13 protein-coding genes, 2 tRNA genes, 2 rRNA genes and 1 pseudogene are annotated in these 18,643 nt (G+C 61.2%); 5 read left to right on the forward strand and 13 right to left on the reverse strand.

The window, feature by feature from the left end; genetic code table 11:
* Positions 1-124: 124 nt before the first annotated feature.
* Positions 125-1,156 (forward strand): annotated as a pseudogene (gene mcpA, locus AC5O5R_RS18470) (methyl-accepting chemotaxis protein McpA); the annotation flags it as partial.
* 114 nt (positions 1,157-1,270) lie between these two features.
* Positions 1,271-2,011 (forward strand): methyl-accepting chemotaxis protein, encoded by a 741-nt coding sequence (locus AC5O5R_RS18475; RefSeq protein ID WP_374045940.1) that lies wholly within the window; start codon positions 1,271-1,273, stop codon positions 2,009-2,011.
* 69 nt (positions 2,012-2,080) lie between these two features.
* On the opposite strand, the gene AC5O5R_RS18480 is transcribed toward AC5O5R_RS18475, so the two are convergent.
* From AC5O5R_RS18480 to AC5O5R_RS18490, 3 genes are all read right to left on the reverse strand, one after another.
* Entirely contained in the window at positions 2,081-3,145 is a 1,065-nt protein-coding gene (locus tag AC5O5R_RS18480; RefSeq protein ID WP_494514640.1) for a YkvI family membrane protein, read from the reverse strand.
* A 73-nt stretch (positions 3,146-3,218) separates the two neighbouring features.
* Complete coding sequence (locus tag AC5O5R_RS18485; protein ID WP_172230986.1) at positions 3,219-3,596, reverse strand: RidA family protein; 378 nt, start codon at positions 3,594-3,596, stop codon at positions 3,219-3,221.
* A 12-nt stretch (positions 3,597-3,608) separates the two neighbouring features.
* Positions 3,609-4,745, reverse strand: coding sequence for an NAD(P)/FAD-dependent oxidoreductase (locus tag AC5O5R_RS18490; RefSeq protein WP_172230983.1), 1,137 nt, complete (start codon positions 4,743-4,745; stop codon positions 3,609-3,611).
* 115 nt (positions 4,746-4,860) lie between these two features.
* Between AC5O5R_RS18490 and AC5O5R_RS18495 the strand changes: the two genes are divergently transcribed.
* Complete coding sequence (locus tag AC5O5R_RS18495) at positions 4,861-5,454, forward strand: helix-turn-helix domain-containing protein (RefSeq protein ID WP_172230980.1); 594 nt, start codon at positions 4,861-4,863, stop codon at positions 5,452-5,454.
* 105 nt (positions 5,455-5,559) lie between these two features.
* On the forward strand, positions 5,560-6,345 hold the full coding sequence (locus AC5O5R_RS18500; RefSeq protein WP_172230977.1) for a sulfite exporter TauE/SafE family protein: 786 nt from the start codon (positions 5,560-5,562) through the stop codon (positions 6,343-6,345).
* A gap of 14 nt (positions 6,346-6,359) precedes the next feature.
* Here AC5O5R_RS18500 and AC5O5R_RS18505 read toward each other — a convergent pair whose 3' ends face one another.
* From AC5O5R_RS18505 to AC5O5R_RS18525, 5 genes are all read right to left on the reverse strand, one after another.
* Positions 6,360-6,899 (reverse strand): histidine phosphatase family protein, encoded by a 540-nt coding sequence (locus AC5O5R_RS18505; RefSeq protein ID WP_494514641.1) that lies wholly within the window; start codon positions 6,897-6,899, stop codon positions 6,360-6,362.
* An 82-nt stretch (positions 6,900-6,981) separates the two neighbouring features.
* The gene (locus AC5O5R_RS18510) at positions 6,982-7,314 is read right to left on the reverse strand and encodes a DUF3325 domain-containing protein (RefSeq protein ID WP_172229308.1); all 333 of its coding nucleotides are present in this window, start codon (positions 7,312-7,314) and stop codon (positions 6,982-6,984) included.
* Positions 7,311-8,831 carry a PepSY-associated TM helix domain-containing protein gene (locus tag AC5O5R_RS18515; protein WP_172229306.1) on the reverse strand — a complete coding sequence of 507 codons (1,521 nt, stop codon included), beginning with the start codon at positions 8,829-8,831 and terminating at the stop codon, positions 7,311-7,313. Before AC5O5R_RS18515 ends, AC5O5R_RS18510 begins: the two co-directional genes overlap by 4 nt.
* Positions 8,828-9,115 (reverse strand): iron transporter, encoded by a 288-nt coding sequence (locus AC5O5R_RS18520; protein WP_172229304.1) that lies wholly within the window; start codon positions 9,113-9,115, stop codon positions 8,828-8,830. The genes AC5O5R_RS18515 and AC5O5R_RS18520 overlap by 4 nt, the downstream gene beginning before the upstream one ends.
* Before the next feature lie 72 nt (positions 9,116-9,187).
* A complete protein-coding gene (locus AC5O5R_RS18525; protein ID WP_172229302.1) occupies positions 9,188-11,422 on the reverse strand; it encodes a TonB-dependent siderophore receptor in 2,235 nt (744 codons plus the stop codon).
* Between the two features lie 325 nt (positions 11,423-11,747).
* On the opposite strand from AC5O5R_RS18525, the gene AC5O5R_RS18530 reads away from it, so the two are divergent.
* A complete protein-coding gene (locus AC5O5R_RS18530) occupies positions 11,748-12,962 on the forward strand; it encodes an MFS transporter (protein WP_172229300.1) in 1,215 nt (404 codons plus the stop codon).
* On the opposite strand, the gene AC5O5R_RS18535 is transcribed toward AC5O5R_RS18530, so the two are convergent.
* The 5 genes from AC5O5R_RS18535 to AC5O5R_RS18555 form a co-directional block, all read right to left on the reverse strand.
* A complete protein-coding gene (locus AC5O5R_RS18535) occupies positions 12,959-14,767 on the reverse strand; it encodes an ABC transporter ATP-binding protein/permease (RefSeq protein ID WP_172229298.1) in 1,809 nt (602 codons plus the stop codon). The genes AC5O5R_RS18530 and AC5O5R_RS18535 overlap by 4 nt on opposite strands.
* A 187-nt stretch (positions 14,768-14,954) precedes the next feature.
* Positions 14,955-15,070: ribosomal RNA gene (gene rrf, locus AC5O5R_RS18540) — 5S ribosomal RNA — on the reverse strand.
* A 143-nt stretch (positions 15,071-15,213) separates the two neighbouring features.
* A 23S ribosomal RNA gene (locus tag AC5O5R_RS18545) occupies positions 15,214-18,104 on the reverse strand.
* 244 nt (positions 18,105-18,348) lie between these two features.
* Positions 18,349-18,424 (reverse strand) — tRNA-Ala (locus tag AC5O5R_RS18550).
* A 113-nt stretch (positions 18,425-18,537) separates the two neighbouring features.
* A tRNA-Ile gene (locus AC5O5R_RS18555) sits at positions 18,538-18,614 on the reverse strand.
* Positions 18,615-18,643 lie beyond the last annotated feature (29 nt).

Consider the following 18,643-nt stretch of genomic DNA (forward strand, 5'->3'; position numbering starts at 1 on the left):
ACTGTAAGAAATTTCTGTAGGCGCTTCAATATTTTACCCCTTGAGCCGATATCCCGGTCGATAGGCCCCGCAATGCGTCATGAGCGCGCTGCGCCCTCCCCTCATTGGCTCAAGGTCTCGAAACATGAACCTGAAATTTCGCCACAAGATCCTGCTCAGCGCCTGCGGCGTCGTGGTCCTGGCATTTGCCCTGTTCACGCTCTACAACGACTACCTGCAACGCAACACCATCCGCCAGAACATCGAAGCCTCGGTGGAGCAATCCGGTGCCCTGACCGCCAGCAGCGTGCAGAACTGGATGAGCGGGCGCATCCTGGTGCTGGAAAACCTGGCCCAGGACATCGGCCAGCAAGGCGCCGGCGACACCTTGGCCGGCCTGATCGAGCAGCCTTCCTACACGCGTAATTTCCTGTTCACCTACCTGGGCCAGGCCAACGGTGTGTTCACCCAGCGCCCGGATACCCAGATGCCCGCCGGTTACGACCCGCGCCAGCGCCCTTGGTATGGCGCCGCAGCCAGCGCCGGGCAGACGGTGCTGACGGCCCCCTACCAGGGCGCGGTCGGCGGCCTGATGGTAACCATCGCCACGCCGGTCAAGAGCAGCGACAATGGCCAGCTGATCGGTGTGGTCGGTGGCGACGTGACCCTCGACACCCTGGTCGAGATCATCAACTCGGTCGATTTCGGCGGCATCGGCCACGCCTTCCTGGCCGACAGCAATGGCCAGGTGATCGTCAGCCCGAACAAAGACCAGGTGATGAAAAACCTCAAGGACATCTACCCGGGCAGCAACCTGCGGGTTGCCGCCGGCATGCAGGATGTCACCCTCGATGGCCAGGACCGCATCATCTCCTTCGCCCCGGTGGCCGGCCTGCCATCGGCGCAGTGGTACATCGGCCTGTCGATCGACAAGGACAAGGCTTACGCCGCGCTCAGCCAGTTCCGCACCTCGGCGATCATTGCCATGTTGATTGCCGTCGCGGCCATCGCCGGCCTGCTCGGCCTGCTGATTCCGGTACTGATGAGCCCGCTGACCACCATGGGCCGCGCCATGCGCGACATCGCCGAGGGCGAAGGCGACCTGACGCGTCGCCTGGCCGTGCAGAACAAGGACGAGTTCGGCGAACTGGCGACCTCGTTCAACCGCTTTGTCGAACGGATCCATGCGTCCATCAGCGAAGTGTCATCCGCCACCCGCCTGGTGCATGACCTGTCGGAGAAAGTGGTCAGCGCCTCCAACGCGTCGATCAGCGGCTCTGAAGAGCAGAGCATGCGCACCAACAGCGTGGCTGCGGCAATCAACGAACTGGGTGCCGCCACCCAGGAAATCGCCCGCAACGCCGCCGATGCCTCCCAGCATGCCAGCGGCGCCAGCGAACAGGCCCATGGTGGCCGTGAAGTGGTCGAAGAAGCGATCAGTGCCATGACTGCCCTGTCGCAGCGCATCAGCGAGTCTTGCGCGCAGATCGAAACGCTCAACGCCAGCACTGACGAGATCGGCAAGATCCTCGACGTGATCAAGGGCATCTCGCAGCAGACCAACCTGCTGGCGCTGAACGCCGCCATCGAAGCGGCCCGTGCCGGTGAAGCCGGCCGTGGCTTTGCGGTGGTGGCTGATGAAGTGCGCAACCTGGCGCACCGCACCCAGGAATCGGCGGAAGAAATCCACCGCATGATCACCAGCCTGCAGGTGGGCTCGCGCGAAGCGGTGCACACCATGAACACCAGCCAGGTTTCCAGCGAACAGACCGTGCAAGTGGCCAACCAGGCCGGTGCGCGCCTGGCCAGCGTTACCCAGCGCATTGGCGAGATCGATGGCATGAACCAGTCGGTGGCCACCGCCACCGAAGAGCAGACTGCCGTAGTCGAAAGCCTCAACCTGGACATCACCCAGATCAACGCCCTGAACCAGCAAGGGGTGGAGAACCTCAACGACACCCTGCGCCACTGCGACCAGCTGGCGCAGCAGGCCGGGCGCTTGAAGCAGTTGGTGGGCAGCTTCAGGATCTAATCGCTGGCATCAGGCGGCAGCGGCCAATGGCTGTTGTCGCCGGTACAGGCCCGTTGATATCGCCCCGTTTCAAGCCACAGCTGCTTCCCGCACCCGAGCCCGTCGCACCCAGGCCAGCAACACGGCCGCCATCAGCACAAAGCCCAGGTAACCGAACAACGGGTACACCTCGCCCACCAGGCTGATGAACCCCACCAGGCTGCAGCCAAACGCCACCACCCCGGTGACCACCGACCCCCAGCGAAACTTGGCCGTGCCCGCTGGCAACAGCCGCGACAGAAACGAGAACATGGTGCCGACAGCAGTGTTGACGATCATCCCGAAGATGATCAGGCACATCACAAGGCCCAGCAAAGGCGATACTTCACTGGCAATCGACAGCATCGGCATCGGCAGGTCGGCCACGCTGTCCAGGCGCGACAACAACCCGGCACTCATCACCAGCATCAGGCCACCCAATGCCGCACCACCGAGCAAGCCACCCCACACGGCGGTTTTCTCACCCTGGGCCGAGCCACCCAGAATGGCCAGGATCGGCGCACCCGCGACGATGTTGTAGGACACATACAGAAACGCCCCCAGCAACCAGTGGCGGGTGCCGGCCTGCTGCTGGCCGGCCAGCTGATCGAGCGCGGCGAAACTCTGTTCACGGCTGAACACCGCGTACAGCGCAATTGCCGACGCCACCAGGATCAGCAGTGGCGTGATGGCGCCAATGGCCAGGATCACCTTGCGCACGTCCAGGCACACGATGCCCACCACCACCAGCGTCATCAGCACGCTGCCGGTCAGTGCCGGGATGCCGAACTGCTGCTCCAGCAATGCACCACCGCCCGCCAGCATGACGACGGTGACCGCGAACATGAAGAAGGTGATCAACCAGTCGACGAACCGGCCCAGGTGCCGGCCGCAAATGGCCTGGATCACATCCTTGTGCGAGGTCGCCTGCTGGCGGTTGCCCAGCCCGGCCAGGGCCATGCCGAGGAAGGTGAACAAGGCGGCGCTGACCAACGCACCGGCCAGCCCCCACAGGCCGAAATCGACAAAGAACAACAGCAGTTCCCGCCCCGAAGCGAACCCCGCCCCCACAATCACACCGACAAATGCGCCGGCAATCTTCAGCTGCTCTTTCATGTGCACCTCTGATTTATTGTTGTTGTGCCTTTGAGGGCCTTTTCGCGGGCAAGCCCGTTCCTGCACCGCTGTTTCAGGAGTCGCCGACAAACGCCTGCACTTCAATCTCCACGTCCACGCCCAGCGCCAACGCCGAGGCGACGGTGGAACGCACTGGCAGCGCGGCACCGAAGAACGCCTTGTACACCTCGTTGAAACCGGCGAAGTGGCTCATGTCCGATAGCCACACCGTGGCCTTGACCACTTGGTCGAAGCTGGCACCGCAGGCCGCCAGGCTGTCGGCGATGCGCTCGCAGGCGGCGCGGGTCTGGGTCTGGATATCACCGCGCACAACTTCGCCAGCGCTGCTCATTGGCACCTGGCCGGAGAGGAACAGAAAACCACCGGCCTTGACCGCGCGGGAAAACGGGAACGGCAGGCTGCTGGGGAAACGCTGGATGTCATTGCTCATGGGAAGCTCCTTTCACGGTTGTTGAAAACGGGCCGGGGACAGGCGCTCGGGGGCCACCCCCTGGCGGACAAGACTGGGACACAGCGGTTGGCCGAGCAGCAGGTCGGCTGCCAGCCGTGAGGCGCCTGCAGCCGACTGGATACCATAGCCGCCCTGGGCCGCCAGCCAGAAAAACGCGGGGACGTGCGGGTCAAACCCGATCACCAGGTCACCATCGGCGACGAACGAACGCAGCCCGGCCCAGGTGTGGCTGGGGCGGCGGATCGCCAGGGTGGTCATGGCTTCGATGTTGTAGATGCCCAGGGCCACATCCAATTCCTCCGGTGCGGCGTCCTGGGGTTCGACCGGGTCGGCATTGGCTGGCGACCCGAGTAGCTGGCCGGCATCGGGCTTGAAGTAAAAGCTTTCATCGACGCCGATCACGGCCGGCCAGCGGGCGAAGTCGTGGTCCGCCGGGCCGGGGAAGGTGAAGGCGCTGCGTCGGCAGGGTTGCAGGCCGACCGGTGCCACGCCGCACTGCTCGGCCACGCGGTCGGCCCAGGCACCTGCGGCATTGACCAGCTGGCGCGCCTGCACGTGGCTGCCATCGGCCAGCTCGATTTGCCAAAGGTCATTCTGGTAGCTGGCCCTGAGCAGCTCGGCATTGCAGCGCAGTTCACCACCGGCAGCACGGTAGCCGCGCAAGAAGCCCTGATGCAGCGCATGCACGTCCAGGTCCATGGCACCCGGCTCGAGCACCGCGCCGGCCAAGGTCTCGCTTCGCAGGCTGGGCACCAGGGCCAGCGCGGCGTCGCGGTCAAGCAGGCTGACTTCGGTGCCATTGGCCACGTTCTGCGCGTGGGTCTGCTCGAGCAGCTCGCGCTGCTCCACGCTCGCCACATACAGGCAGCCACGCGGTTCCAGCAGCGGGTGCTCGCAGAAACCCGCCGGCGGGGCGTGGTAGAACGCCCGGCTGGCGCGGGTCAGGGCCTGGATCTGCGGGGTGCCGTATGCCTCCATGAACATCGCCGCCGAGCGCCCGGTGGCATGGTAGCCAGGCTGCGACTCGCGCTCGAGCAACAGCACCCGCTGTTGACCCCCCAGGCGATAGCCCAGCGACGCACCGGCAATGCCGGCACCGATGATAAGGGTGTCGTAGATCGGGATCATGCACGCTCCTGCCAGCTTAATTATCATTTATGAGAATTCTAATATATGAGAATTTAGAAATGCGCAAGGGTCCAAGGTAAGATGCCCGACCAACGCCGCATGCCGAGAGCCCTGAATGCCCGCTGCCCTTCCCCTGCTAGACCGCGCTGTAGTCGGCCAGCGCCTGCGCCAGGTGCGCAAGGCACGCCAGATGACCCTCAAGCAATTGTCCGAAGCCAGTGGCGTGCCGCTGTCCACCTTGTCGAAAATGGAACTGGCGCAGGTGTCGGTCAGCTATGAAAAACTTGCCGCTGCCGCGCGGGCACTGAATGTCGATATCGCCCAGTTACTACGCGCCAGCGGTACGGTGAGCACCCCGGTGCCGGTGACCGTGGTGGTCGATTCATTGCCGGCAGCGGCGGGTTATTCGACCGGCACCTATGATTACTATCCGATTGCCGGCGACTTTCCCGAACGGCGCATGACGCCGGCCTATGCCCGCATCATCGCCAGGGAACGCGGCCAGTTCGACGATTTTATCCGCCATCCCGGCCAGGAGTTCGCGCTGGTGCTGAGCGGGCGTGTGCGCATCGAGTTCGAGACCGGTGAGGCGGTGAGCATCGGGCCACAGGAGACGGCGTATTTTGACAGCCAGGTGGGGCACATCTACCTGTCGGAAAGCGACGACGGCGGCGATGCCCACGTGATGGTGGTGATGACTGATCGCTGATCGGCCGCGGTTATAACCTAATAACGAACAAGTCTATTTGGCTATAAAAAAATCTATATGCTGGCTGCATCCGATAACGGGCAAAGTTGGGCAGTCGAGTAGCGTATGGATGTAGGTTCTTTCGGTTTCACCATTGCGGGCCTGGTCGTGGGTTTCATCGTCGGCATGACCGGCGTCGGTGGCGGCTCGCTGATGACCCCTATCCTGCTGTGGTTCGGCATCAGCCCGGCCACCGCTGTCGGCACCGACCTGCTGTACGCCGCCATCACCAAAGCCAGCGGCGTATGGGTGCATGCCCGACACAAGAACATCGACTGGAAGATCACCGGCTATCTGAGCCTGGGCAGCGTGCCCGCCGCTGCACTGACCCTGTGGTTCCTCAGCACCCTGCACACCGATACCTCGGCGCTCAACGCCATTATCAAGCAAGGCCTTGCCGTGGTGCTGATCCTCACTGCGCTGGCCATCCTGTTCAAATCGCGCCTGCAGGCCTTCGCCAACCGCCATGCCGGTGACCACTACCACCTCAGCGACCGCAGCCTGAACACCCTGACCGTGCTGACAGGCGTGGTGCTGGGGGTGATGGTCACGCTCACCTCCATCGGTGCAGGCGCACTCGGTACCGTGGCACTGTTCCTGCTGTACCCGTTCCTGGTCACCCGCCGCCTGGTCGGTACCGAAATCGCCCACGCCGTGCCACTGACCCTGGTAGCAGGCCTGGGCCATGCGGGCATGGGCAACATGGACTGGTCGCTGCTGGGCTATCTGCTGCTGGGCTCGCTGCCGGGCATCTATCTGGGCAGCCACCTCACCGGGCGCATCTCCGACCGTGTGCTGCGCCCGTGCCTGGCGGCGATGCTGTTGCTGATCGGCTACAAGCTGGCTTTCTGAAGGCAGAGCGCGCCTTATACGATGCGCAATCGCCAACGGCCTGCACGGCTCAGTTGCAACCGGGAAAGCGGCAGTACGTCAATCGCAGGGAAGGCTGAAAGTGGGCAGTCCATCAGGTTCATGAGCACTGCCCGGATGACCAAAGGGTGTGTGACGCAACACCATTCCCCTGGCTGATCGAAGCCTCCCAACCAGCCAGCGAGACGCCGGCGCAGCTCGACAAACGTCTCGCCGCCGTGCACATCGCTGGCTGGATTTTCCAGCCACTCGGCCAACGCCTGCGGTTGCTCGGCCTGCAAGTGCTTCAAGGTCAAACCCTGCCAACGCCCCAGGTCGCAATCGGCCAATGCCGGCTCGACCTGCGCCGGCCCGGCCATCCATGCTGCAGTCTCGCAGGCCCGGCGCTCTGGGGCCGTCAGCAGTTGCATGCCTGCCAGGTTGAGGCATGGCGCCCCGGTCAACGGCAGGATGCCATCATCCACACAGTGCAGGCGCCCGGTCTTCTGGGCCTGGGTCAGGGCATGGCAGATCAGGGTCAGGCGGACGGCTTTCACCGGTATTCTCTCGCGCGTGCTGGGGGAGCATGGTTTAGCACGCTGCTGCAGCAATGTCGAAGCTGGCCGCGATGAGCGCAGATCAGGCAACTACTGACACCAACCCCCATCCCGGCACCGCCAGCACCAACCCCACCGCCAACCGCGGCCAGTACGGCAGTAGCATCACCAGCACCACCCCCGCCAAAGACAGCACTGCAAACCAGGCCACCGGCCCCATGGCCCAGCCCCAAGCCTGGGCACAGAGCACCAGGCTGGCCAGCAGCGCCAGCCATCCCGCGCCTCGCAAGCCAATACGCAAGGCACGTGGGCAGGGCCGGTTCCATACCTGCTTGTAATGCCGCTCAAGCCCTTGGCAAAGCCCGAGCATGCCAGCGTACGCGAACACCACGCCGCCTGTGATCCACAGCATCATGCTTCAGCCTCCATCTGCCGACCCGCCGTTGCCTTCAACGCCTCCGGCTGAGTCTGGCTTATCCGCCAGGCCACCAGCCCAAGCAATACCCCCAGCACCAGCGCACACGCCGCTACGCCCAGGCGCATCGCATCTTCAAGCCCGCCAAACACACCCAGGCCAATGCACAGCAATGCCGTCAGCAGCAGCTGCTCGACCCACGCCTGGCGTGCCGGCCTGATGCCGGCATGCAGCAGGCCCAGCAGCCATGCGCCGAAGAATACCCGCACCTCCCAGCTTTCCCGTTGCAGCAGCTCCACGGGCAGCAGGCGGCTGGCCCATAGCAGCCCAACGCACGCCAACAACAGGCCGCTGACGAAGCCGACGTTGCACACCTCGGCCAGCCGGTACCAGCGCCGTGCCGAAGCGTCGGCACTGGCATTGGCATACTTGCGCCCGCGCTTTACGCAGAACAGCACCAGGCCGCTGGCGATCATCAGGCAGCTGACCAGCCCGCAGATGAAGTACAGCCAGCGCATCGGGTAGCCGCCAAACTGGGCAAAGTGCAGGCCGACCATGACCCGCTGGGTCAGGGGCGCCGCACGCCACTCGGGAACGTCGCTCAGCAATTGCCCGCTGATGCCATCGAAGACCATCGCCTGGCCCTTGGCCAAGGCGATGCGGTTGCCAAGCGCGGGGCGGATCTCGACACGCGCCGCTGCCGTATTAGGGTTGCGGATGTTCAGGCCGCCCAGCGGGCCCAGCCGCGCCTCGGCCTGGGCTAGCAGCGGCGCCACATCGACCAGTGCCGCCGGCTGCCTGGCCAGGCCACGGGGCTGCTCCAGGCGGGTATTGCCCTGAGCCTTGAAGTAGGCGCGGGTGTCACCGGCGAATAACGCATCCACCCCCGCAGGGATGTAGATGAGCATGAAGATCACCAGGCCGGTGTAGGTAATCATCAGATGAAACGGCAGCAACAGCACGGCGCTGGCGTTGTGGAAATCCAGCCACGAGCGCTGGCCCTTGTTCGGCCGGAAGGTGAAGAACTCCTTGAAGAACTTCTTGTGCACCACGATGCCGGTCACCAGCGCCGCGAGCATCACCAACGCCAGTGCGCCGACCACGAAGATACCCCAATTGCGCGGCAGGTCGAGGGTGAAATGGAAGCGGAAGAAGAAGTTGCCGCCGACGCTGTCGCGTACCTCCACCACCTCGCCAGTGTTCGGATCGAGCTGTACCCCGCCAGCGTGGCGTCGTTCGCCGGTGGATACGCGCAACCCCGGCGAACGCTCGCTCGGCAGGCTGATGCCCCAGTTCGCCGCCTGTGGCTCGTGGGCCTGCAGGTAGGCGATGGCACGCCCGGCAGCGTCGGCCTGCGACACCTGGCTGGCCGGGATTTCCGGCTGCATCCAGTGGTTGAGTTCCTTGTCGAACACCGCCAGGGTACCGGTGACGAAGATGGCGAACAGCAGCCAGCCGAAGATCAGACCGGACCAGGTGTGCAGCCAGGCCATCGATTGGGTGAAGGTATTCTTCATGCCAGCCACTCCAGTACCTGCGGCCAGAAGCCGATCAGGCTCAGGGGCGCCGCCAGCACCAGTGGCGCCCAGGCGCGCAGGGCATCACGGCAGGCAAACGCCCAGAGGATCGCGGCGGTGTAGAACAGGAACGCCGGCAGAGTCGCGACAATGACTGCATCGGTGGCAGTCAGCGGCAGGATGCGGGCCAGGCAAGCGCTGGCGGCATAGCTGAGGGCGTAGCCGCCGAGCAGTGCGGCGCTGCTGCGGGAGAGAATCTGCAGCCAGGCGGGGGATCGAGTCATTTCGCTTCCTTGAACAATGTGTAGGCCCATTCGCGGATAAAGCCGCGAATGGGCCGCGCAGCGACCCCTGGCTCAGAAGTTGATATTCAGCGCAGCAAACACCGCCCTGCCCGGCTGGTTATAGGTGTTGGCACCCGAGCTGCTGGCGTTGCCACCGCGCAGGATCTGCTTGTCGAACACATTGTTCACCCCCACCCGTACGTCGTAGTTGGCGTTGAACTTGTACCCGGCACTCACGTCCACCAGGCCGTAGGCCTCGACGTCCTGCTGCGCAGCCTCGTCGTAGTTTTCCTGGGTACGGTAGTTGTAGGTCGGCGACTTCTGCTTGCCGAAGTAAGTACCCGCCACCTGGAACGCCAGCTGCTCGGTGGCGCGCCAGTCGAGGGTGGTGTTGACGGTGTACTGCGGAATCACCGACAGCGGCTCGCCGGTCTCGCGGTTGTCGTTGTCGAGCATCCAGGTCAGGTTGGTGTTCCAGTCCAGGGTGGGCGTCAGCTCGATGAAGAAGTTGCCTTCGATGCCCTCCACCCGCGCCTTGCCGGCGTTGTCCCATTGGGTCACGCGGCTGCCGGTACCGATGGTGTAGAGCACATCGGTATCACCGATGATCTTGTTCTTGTAGTCGTTGCGGAAGTAGGTGGCACTGGTGCGCCAGGTGCCGCGGTCGTACAGCAGGCCGATTTCCTTGTTGACGCTGATCTCGGGCTTGAGGTCGGCGTTACCCTGCAGGTAGCAGCCACCGTTGTTGGTCTGCTGCACACTGCACCCGTTGCCGCGGCTGTAAAGCAGGTAGTTGGGGTTGGACTGGTACAGGTTCGGGGTCTTGTAGGCGCGCGCGATACCGCCTTTGACCGACAGTGCTTCGGTCAACTTGTGCGACAGGTTCAGGCTGGGGCTGAAGTTGTCGCCGAACATTTCGTGATGGTCGAAACGCAGGCCTGGCGTAATGGTGGTGTCGCCGACGATGATGTTGTCTTCGGCGAACAGCGCATAGCTGCGCGCGGTCATCTTCGAGCTGCTGCGATCGAAGCCGACCAGCCCAGCGTCGCCGGCAGGGTCCGAACTCTGCGGGCGCAACGAACCCTGGTCGTTGAGGGTTTCGTACAGGTATTCCCCGCCCAGAGTCAGGACATGCTCGGTATTGCCGGTGGCGAACGGCAGGTTCACTTCGCTGCTGAGGCGGGTATTGCGCAGGCGTGACATGGCCGCGCCCTCTGCGTTCGGGGCGCCTTCGGTGCGGCCTGCCAGGCCTTCGTTGAGGCGCCAGTTGCGTACGTATTCATACGCCAGCGAGGTCTTGCTGGTACCCCAGCTGAAATCGCCCAGGTGGGTCAGGTCGTAGGTACTGCGCTGCATCACGTTGGTTTCATGGCCGTAAAGGCTGGAAACGAAGTCAACGTCGCCACCGCCGTTGCTGTTCATGGTGTCGCCGGCAAAGATGTTGCCTTGGCGGCTATAGCCAGCGCTGGCTTCGAGCCGGTGCTCGTCGTTCAGCTTCCAGCTCAGCAGCCCGTTGAGGTCCTTGTTGCGTACCCCTTCGCGACCTGCCACCAGTGCACTGGTCGCGTGCCCGGCATTGATGTCCAGGTCGTCGGCGTCGGTCTTGGCCATGCCGCCGTACAGGCGGAAACCGAGGCTATCGGTCAAGCCACCACCCAGGTTGAAGTTGGCACGGCGGCTGGCACCCTCGGCGCTGTCTTCCGGCAACTGCGTGTACAGGCTGATGCTGCCCTTGAGCTCGTCCGTGGGGCGCTTGGTGATGATGTTGACCACCCCGCCCATGGCCCCGGAGCCATAGCGCGCGGCCGCCGGGCCACGCAGGATCTCGATGCGCTCGACCGCTTCGGCTGGTACCCAGTTGGTCTCGCCACGGGTGTCGCGGTCGCCGTTCCAGCCATAGCGTACGGCGTTGCGCGCGCTGGACGGCTTGCCGTCGATGAGGATCAGGGTGTTTTCCGGGCCCATGCCGCGCAGGTCGATCTGGCGGTTGTTGCCTCGTGCGCCACTGGCGCTGTTACCGGTGAGGTTGACCCCCGGCTCGCGGCGGATGATGTCGGACAGGTCATTGGCCGGCGGGTGGCGCTTGATGTCCTCGGCGGTAATGACCGAAGAGCCCAGTGCCTGGCGCGCCTCGCGCTCAGCGGTGATAAGGGTGTCCTGGATCAACAGAGCATTGTCCGCGACCGGTACCTCCAGCACCTCACCCACGGGCCGTTCATCAGCCTCTGCTGCAGTGGCCATCATGGCCGGCGACGCCAGCGCGACAAACGCCAGGGCGAGGCTGTTGGGTGAAGTTCTGCACTGCATGGGTACATCTCCTGCGAATCATGAGCGAAAAGGCACATCCCTGTCGGAAACCGGGAGCCCTTCGCCCACCGGCCCCGCAAACACAGTTTGGCGGCCAACAGGGATGGTAAATATAGGGATTCTCAAATGAGTTTAAATCTTATTTACGAAGTTTACATGTTTGTAACGGAACTTTGCTAAACGCGCGGCCTTTGGCACCACCGCGAGCTGGGTATCGCAGTCTGCAGACCACGATGGGCCGCATGGCGGCCTGTGGCCCTGGTGATTTGCATCCAGCACGTTGCCACCTACAGTTTCGAACGTGGCAACTGTTCAGAGACCCCTGATGCGCAGCAATGAAGAAAGCAGCCCGGCGAGCACCGCCCGAAGCGTGGCCAAGATCCCCCGAAGCGTCTGGGCGCTGGGTTTCGTGTCGATGTTCATGGACATCTCCTCGGAGATGATCCACGCCCTGCTCCCCCTGTACATGGTCACCGTGCTCGGCACATCAGTGCTGGCGGTGGGTGTCATCGAAGGCATTGCCGAGGCCACCGCGTCAATCACCAAGGTGTTCTCGGGCGCGCTTAGCGACCGAATGGGCAAACGCAAGCTGCTCACGGTAGTGGGCTATGGCCTCGGTGCGCTGACCAAACCGGTATTTCCCCTGGCCTCCGGCCTGGAGTGGCTGACTGCGGCGCGCTTCGTCGACCGGGTCGGCAAAGGTATCCGTGGCGCGCCGCGCGATGCGCTGGTGGCCGATATCACGCCCGCCGAATTGCGCGGCGCCGCGTTCGGCCTGCGGCAGACGCTCGACACTGTGGGCGCCTTCCTCGGACCGTTACTGGCTATAGGGCTGATGTGGCTGACCGCAAGCCATTTCCAGACGGTGTTCTGGGTGGCGGTGATACCGGCATGCGTGGCGGTTTACATTCTCGTTGCCTTCGTTCGCGAACCTGAAACACCGACCATGACACGGCCGGTGCGTGCGCCGCTGGCACTGCGCGAACTGGTCCGTCTGGGGCCAGCCTACTGGCGCCTGATCAGCCTGGCCACGTTGTTTACCCTGGCCCGCTTCAGTGAGGCGTTCCTGCTGCTACGCGCCCAGGACATGGGCCTGGCACCGTTGTGGGCGCCGGCGGTCCTGGTACTGATGGCCCTGGCCTATTCACTGTCAGCCTACCCTGCCGGGGTCCTTTCCGATCGGGTCGGCCGCCGCGGTGTATTGGTGGCCGGGCTGGGGTTGCTGATGGCCGCCGACCTGTTGCTGGCCCTGCTGCCGGGCTGGGCCGGGCTGACCTTGGGGGTTGCTGCCTGGGGCCTGCACCTGGGCTTCAGCCAGGGCATATTCGCGGCGATGATCGCCGACAGTGCACCCGCCAACCTTCGCGGTACTGCCTTCGGTGTGTTCAACCTGTTGACCGGTGTGGCGCTGCTGGCAGCCAGCGTGGTAGCCGGGTTGTTATGGGACGGTGCAGGGTTCCAGGCCACCTTTCTGGTCGGCGCAGGGTTCGCCAGCGCCACGCTGTTGGGAGTGACGCTGTTGCGCACAAAGGTACGCTAGGCCAATGCGGGTCGCTGTTCAAGCAAAGACCAGCCGCCATCCCCATCGACCTCGAGCCGATGTGTATGGAACCCTGCGAGTGTGCTGCGATGGCCAACACTGACCAGCAACGCACCCGGCATTTCCGAGCGCAGCAACGAATACAACGTGTGCTCGAGCCCTTCATCCATTGCCGAGGTGGACTCGTCGAGGAACACTACCTGAGGCCGGTTGAACAGCACCCGGGCGAACGCCAGGCGCTGCTGCTCACCCACCGAAAGGATATGTGACCAGTCGCAACTGACGTCGAGACGCTCAGCCAGGTGGGCCAGGTTGACCTGGCGCAACGCCTGCTGCATGCGCGCGGCATCCTCAGCCTTGCTGGCTGCCGGATAGGCAATCACCGTACGCAAGTCACCCAGCGGCAAGTACGGGCGCTGCGACAGGAACATCGCCTGATGACCCGTCGGCCGGTTGACCTGGCCCTCTGCGTACGGCCAGAGGCCCGCCAACGCACGCAACAGCGTGGTCTTGCCACTGCCCGACGGCCCCTTGATCAGCAACGCCTGACCGGCGTGCAGGCGTAGATTCAGGTCGGCGATAAGGGCGTGCCCATCAGGGCGCAGCACCTGCAAGCGGGCGATATCCAGGGCATGAGCCTGCTCGTGCGTGAGGACACGCGGCAAGGCGCTCGCCTGCGCGTTCGCATCAAGGAACCCGGTGAGACGGTCAAGCGTGGCGCGGTACTGGGCAAAAGCATCATACGACTCACGGAAGAACGACAACGAGTCCTGCACCTGGCCGAATGCCTGGGACGTCTGCATGACATCGCCCAGCTTGATTGCCCCGCTAAAAAAGCGTGGCGCCTGCAAAATGAACGGGAATACCACGGCGACCTGGCTGATGCCCAGGTTGAAACCGCTGAACTTCAGGTTTCGGAATACCAGCGCCCAGGCATTGATGATCAACGCGCCAAAGCGGCCCAGCAGCGTACTACGCTCAACCTGGGCCCCTTGGTAGAACGCGATGTTTTCGGCATTCTCGCGCAGGCGCATCAGCGCGTAACGGAAGTTGGCGGTGAGTTTTTCATTGAGGAAGTTCAAGCGGATCAACGGCCGGCCGAGACGGAAGGCAATCCAGGTGGCGACGATGACATACAGGTAAACGGCAAACACCATCGCTCGGGGGATTTCAATCCCGGCCACCGCCAACGGTGCCGAAAGCCCCCAAAGGATCCCGGTAAACGCCACCAGCGATACCAACGCGCTGACCGCCCCCAGGGCCAGCGTCACCGAGTTGTTGACGAAGGCGTTGACGTCCAGCTCGATGCGCTGGTCAGGGTTATCCACCGGCTCGGCGAGGAACTGGCCACGGTAGTAGGCATCGCCGTGCATCCAGTCGCGGGTAAGACGCTTGGTAAGCCAGACCCGCCAGTGAATGCTGAACGCCTGGCTTACGTAGAACGTGAACAGCGAGCGCAGCACGTGGATGCTGGCCAAGACCGCGAACACCCCGAGAAGGTACCAAAACGCCGCCTGGTCAAGCGCCTGCAAGGCGCTGTAGAAGCCGTTGTACCAGAACGAGAACAGCACATTCAGGCGTACCGAGAACAGCGTCAGTATCAGCAGCAACGCAAACACCAGCAACGGCCGCCAACTGCGCCTGAAACTGAAATAAGGCCCCGCAAGCTGCCAGAACTGGCTGCCCCAGCGCGTGCAACGTACGGCCAGGGTGGCGGCTGCAGTGAAGCAGACAAGGGTGATGAACGAGGCGATCGCCAGCCAGCTCAGGCTTTCTTGGAGGGCCTGGTGCCAGTTCATTTCCATGGTGATTATCCGTGCAGAGTGTTTTCGCGAGCGTAGCACTGTGGTGTGCTGCAGCAGGCATACATGACGGACATTTCATGATGGCTCGGTTGCGCGAATGCTGTAGGAGCGGCGTACGGCTGATGTTTGAGCGGCAGAAAGACAAAACCCCTACCTGCATGCGCAGATAGGGGTTTTGCGAAATGAATCTTGACGATGACCTACTCTCACATGGGGAGACCCCACACTACCATCGGCGATGCATCGTTTCACTACTGAGTTCGGGATGGGATCAGGTGGTTCCAATGCTCTATGGTCGTCAAGAAATTCTGTAGCCAGAATGTCCAGATGGACAGCCCAGCGAATTCGGATATGTGATGTTTGTGATGCTTTGTGAACAGTGCGAACTTTCGGTTCGTGTCATCTTCACCACCGCAATCTGCATGAGCAAATTGCTTGGGTGTTATATGGTCAAGCCTCACGGGCAATTAGTATTGGTTAGCTCAACGCCTCACAGCGCTTACACACCCAACCTATCAACGTCGTAGTCTTCGACGGCCCTTCAGGGGATTCTAGATCCCAGTGAGATCTCATCTTGAGGCAAGTTTCCCGCTTAGATGCTTTCAGCGGTTATCTCTTCCGAACATAGCTACCCGGCAATGCCACTGGCGTGACAACCGGAACACCAGAGGTTCGTCCACTCCGGTCCTCTCGTACTAGGAGCAGCCCCTCTCAAATCTCAAACGTCCACGGCAGATAGGGACCGAACTGTCTCACGACGTTCTAAACCCAGCTCGCGTACCACTTTAAATGGCGAACAGCCATACCCTTGGGACCGGCTTCAGCCCCAGGATGTGATGAGCCGACATCGAGGTGCCAAACACCGCCGTCGATATGAACTCTTGGGCGGTATCAGCCTGTTATCCCCGGAGTACCTTTTATCCGTTGAGCGATGGCCCTTCCATACAGAACCACCGGATCACTAAGACCTACTTTCGTACCTGCTCGACGTGTGTGTCTCGCAGTCAAGCGCGCTTTTGCCTTTATACTCTACGACCGATTTCCGACCGGTCTGAGCGCACCTTCGTACTCCTCCGTTACTCTTTGGGAGGAGACCGCCCCAGTCAAACTACCCACCATACACTGTCCTCGATCCGGATAACGGACCTGAGTTAGAACCTCAAAGTTGCCAGGGTGGTATTTCAAGGATGGCTCCATGAGAACTGGCGTCCCCACTTCAAAGCCTCCCACCTATCCTACACAAGCAAATTCAAAGTCCAGTGCAAAGCTATAGTAAAGGTTCACGGGGTCTTTCCGTCTAGCCGCGGATACACTGCATCTTCACAGCGATTTCAATTTCACTGAGTCTCGGGTGGAGACAGCGCCGCCATCGTTACGCCATTCGTGCAGGTCGGAACTTACCCGACAAGGAATTTCGCTACCTTAGGACCGTTATAGTTACGGCCGCCGTTTACCGGGGCTTCGATCAAGAGCTTCGCTTGCGCTAACCCCATCAATTAACCTTCCGGCACCGGGCAGGCGTCACACCCTATACGTCCACTTTCGTGTTTGCAGAGTGCTGTGTTTTTAATAAACAGTCGCAGCGGCCTGGTATCTTCGACCGGCATGGGCTTACGGAGCAAGTCCTTGACCCTCGCCGGCGCACCTTCTCCCGAAGTTACGGTGCCATTTTGCCTAGTTCCTTCACCCGAGTTCTCTCAAGCGCCTTGGTATTCTCTACCTAACCACCTGTGTCGGTTTGGGGTACGGTTCCCAGTTATCTGAAGCTTAGGAGCTTTTCTTGGAAGCATGGTATCAACCACTTCGTCGCCTAAAGGCAACTCGTCATCAGCTCTCGGCCTTGAAATCCCGGATTTGCCTAAGATTTCAGCCTACCACCTTAAACCTGGACAACCAACGCCAGGCTGGCCTAACCTTCTCCGTCCCTCCATCGCAATAACTGGAAGTACAGGAATATTAACCTGTTTTCCATCGACTACGCTTTTCAGCCTCGCCTTAGGGACCGACTAACCCTGCGTCGATTAACGTTGCGCAGGAAACCTTGGTCTTTCGGCGTGCGAGTTTTTCACTCGCATTGTCGTTACTCATGTCAGCATTCGCACTTCTGATACCTCCAGCAAGCTTCTCAACTCACCTTCACAGGCTTACAGAACGCTCCTCTACCGCATCATCATAGATGATACCCGTAGCTTCGGTGCATGGTTTGAGCCCCGTTACATCTTCCGCGCAGGCCGACTCGACTAGTGAGCTATTACGCTTTCTTTAAAGGGTGGCTGCTTCTAAGCCAACCTCCTAGCTGTCTAAGCCTTCCCACATCGTTTCCCACTTAACCATGACTTTGGGACCTTAGCTGACGGTCTGGGTTGTTTCCCTTTTCACGACGGACGTTAGCACCCGCCGTGTGTCTCCCATGCTCGGCACTTGTAGGTATTCGGAGTTTGCATCGGTTTGGTAAGTCGGGATGACCCCCTAGCCGAAACAGTGCTCTACCCCCTACAGTGATACATGAGGCGCTACCTAAATAGCTTTCGAGGAGAACCAGCTATCTCCGAGCTTGATTAGCCTTTCACTCCGATCCACAGGTCATCCGCTAACTTTTCAACGGTAGTCGGTTCGGTCCTCCAGTCAGTGTTACCTAACCTTCAACCTGCCCATGGATAGATCGCCCGGTTTCGGGTCTATACCCAGCGACTAAACGCCCTATTAAGACTCGCTTTCGCTACGCCTCCCCTATTCGGTTAAGCTCGCCACTGAATATAAGTCGCTGACCCATTATACAAAAGGTACGCAGTCACCTAACAAGTAGGCTCCCACTGCTTGTACGCATACGGTTTCAGGATCTATTTCACTCCCCTCTCCGGGGTTCTTTTCGCCTTTCCCTCACGGTACTGGTTCACTATCGGTCAGTCAGTAGTATTTAGCCTTGGAGGATGGTCCCCCCATATTCAGACAAAGTTTCTCGTGCTCCGTCCTACTCGATTTCATTGATAAGAGATTTTCGTGTACGGGGCTATCACCCACTATGGCCGCACTTTCCAGAGCGTTCCACTAATCTCAAACCAACTTAAGGGCTGGTCCCCGTTCGCTCGCCACTACTAAGGGAATCTCGGTTGATTTCTATTCCTCAGGGTACTTAGATGTTTCAGTTCCCCTGGTTCGCCTCTTGCACCTATGTATTCAGTACAAGATACTCAGCTTGTGCTGAGTGGGTTCCCCCATTCAGAGATCTCTGGATCACAGTCTGTTTGCCGACTCCCCAAAGCTTATCGCAGGCTACCACGTCTTTCATCGCCTCTGACTGCCAAGGCATCCACCGTATGCGCTTCTTCACTTGACCATATAACCCCAAGCAATCTGGTTATACTGTGAAGACGACATTCGCCGAAAATTCGCACGTCGCTCTTTCGAGCAGAACTCACAAATTTTACCTTAGCCTGATCCACCAGCAGTGAAACTGGTGTTCAGTCTATTTCTATCACATATCCGAATTTTTAAAGAACGATCTGACAAAAGTCAGAAATCAACATTCATTCACGAATGTTCATTTCTAAGTTCTGACAAGTGACTGTGTACAGCGAAAGTGGTGGAGCCAAGCGGGATCGAACCGCTGACCTCCTGCGTGCAAGGCAGGCGCTCTCCCAGCTGAGCTATGGCCCCGTATTCTGCGGCTAAACCATGTAATGGTAGGTCTGGGCAGATTTGAACTGCAGAAGAGCCGTCCTCACCTCTCTTTATCCAGAGGCATGGGGTGCTCACCATTCCAATCAAAATGGTAGGTCTGGGCAGATTTGAACTGCCGACCTCACCCTTATCAGGGGTGCGCTCTAACCAACTGAGCTACAGACCTAACGGTACAACTTTGGGTCTTGATCGTCT

Source organism: Pseudomonas sp. 8_5_2 (assembly GCF_059295255.1).

Excerpts from the sequence above, each read along its gene's own strand:
- AC5O5R_RS18485 (WP_172230986.1), bottom strand. The coding sequence starts at position 3,596 with ATGAGCAATGACATCCAGCGTTTCCCCAGCAGCCTGCCGTTCCCGTTT.
- AC5O5R_RS18520 (WP_172229304.1), bottom strand. The coding sequence starts at position 9,115 with ATGACTCGATCCCCCGCCTGGCTGCAGATTCTCTCCCGCAGCAGCGCC.
- AC5O5R_RS18475 (WP_374045940.1), top strand. The coding sequence starts at position 1,271 with ATGCGCACCAACAGCGTGGCTGCGGCAATCAACGAACTGGGTGCCGCC.
- AC5O5R_RS18530 (WP_172229300.1), top strand. The coding sequence starts at position 11,748 with ATGCGCAGCAATGAAGAAAGCAGCCCGGCGAGCACCGCCCGAAGCGTG.
- AC5O5R_RS18510 (WP_172229308.1), bottom strand. The coding sequence starts at position 7,314 with ATGATGCTGTGGATCACAGGCGGCGTGGTGTTCGCGTACGCTGGCATG.
- AC5O5R_RS18500 (WP_172230977.1), top strand. The coding sequence starts at position 5,560 with ATGGATGTAGGTTCTTTCGGTTTCACCATTGCGGGCCTGGTCGTGGGT.
- AC5O5R_RS18480 (WP_494514640.1), bottom strand. The coding sequence starts at position 3,145 with ATGAAAGAGCAGCTGAAGATTGCCGGCGCATTTGTCGGTGTGATTGTG.
- AC5O5R_RS18490 (WP_172230983.1), bottom strand. The coding sequence starts at position 4,745 with ATGATCCCGATCTACGACACCCTTATCATCGGTGCCGGCATTGCCGGT.
- AC5O5R_RS18525 (WP_172229302.1), bottom strand. The coding sequence starts at position 11,422 with ATGCAGTGCAGAACTTCACCCAACAGCCTCGCCCTGGCGTTTGTCGCG.
- AC5O5R_RS18495 (WP_172230980.1), top strand. The coding sequence starts at position 4,861 with ATGCCCGCTGCCCTTCCCCTGCTAGACCGCGCTGTAGTCGGCCAGCGC.
- AC5O5R_RS18535 (WP_172229298.1), bottom strand. The coding sequence starts at position 14,767 with ATGGAAATGAACTGGCACCAGGCCCTCCAAGAAAGCCTGAGCTGGCTG.
- AC5O5R_RS18515 (WP_172229306.1), bottom strand. The coding sequence starts at position 8,831 with ATGAAGAATACCTTCACCCAATCGATGGCCTGGCTGCACACCTGGTCC.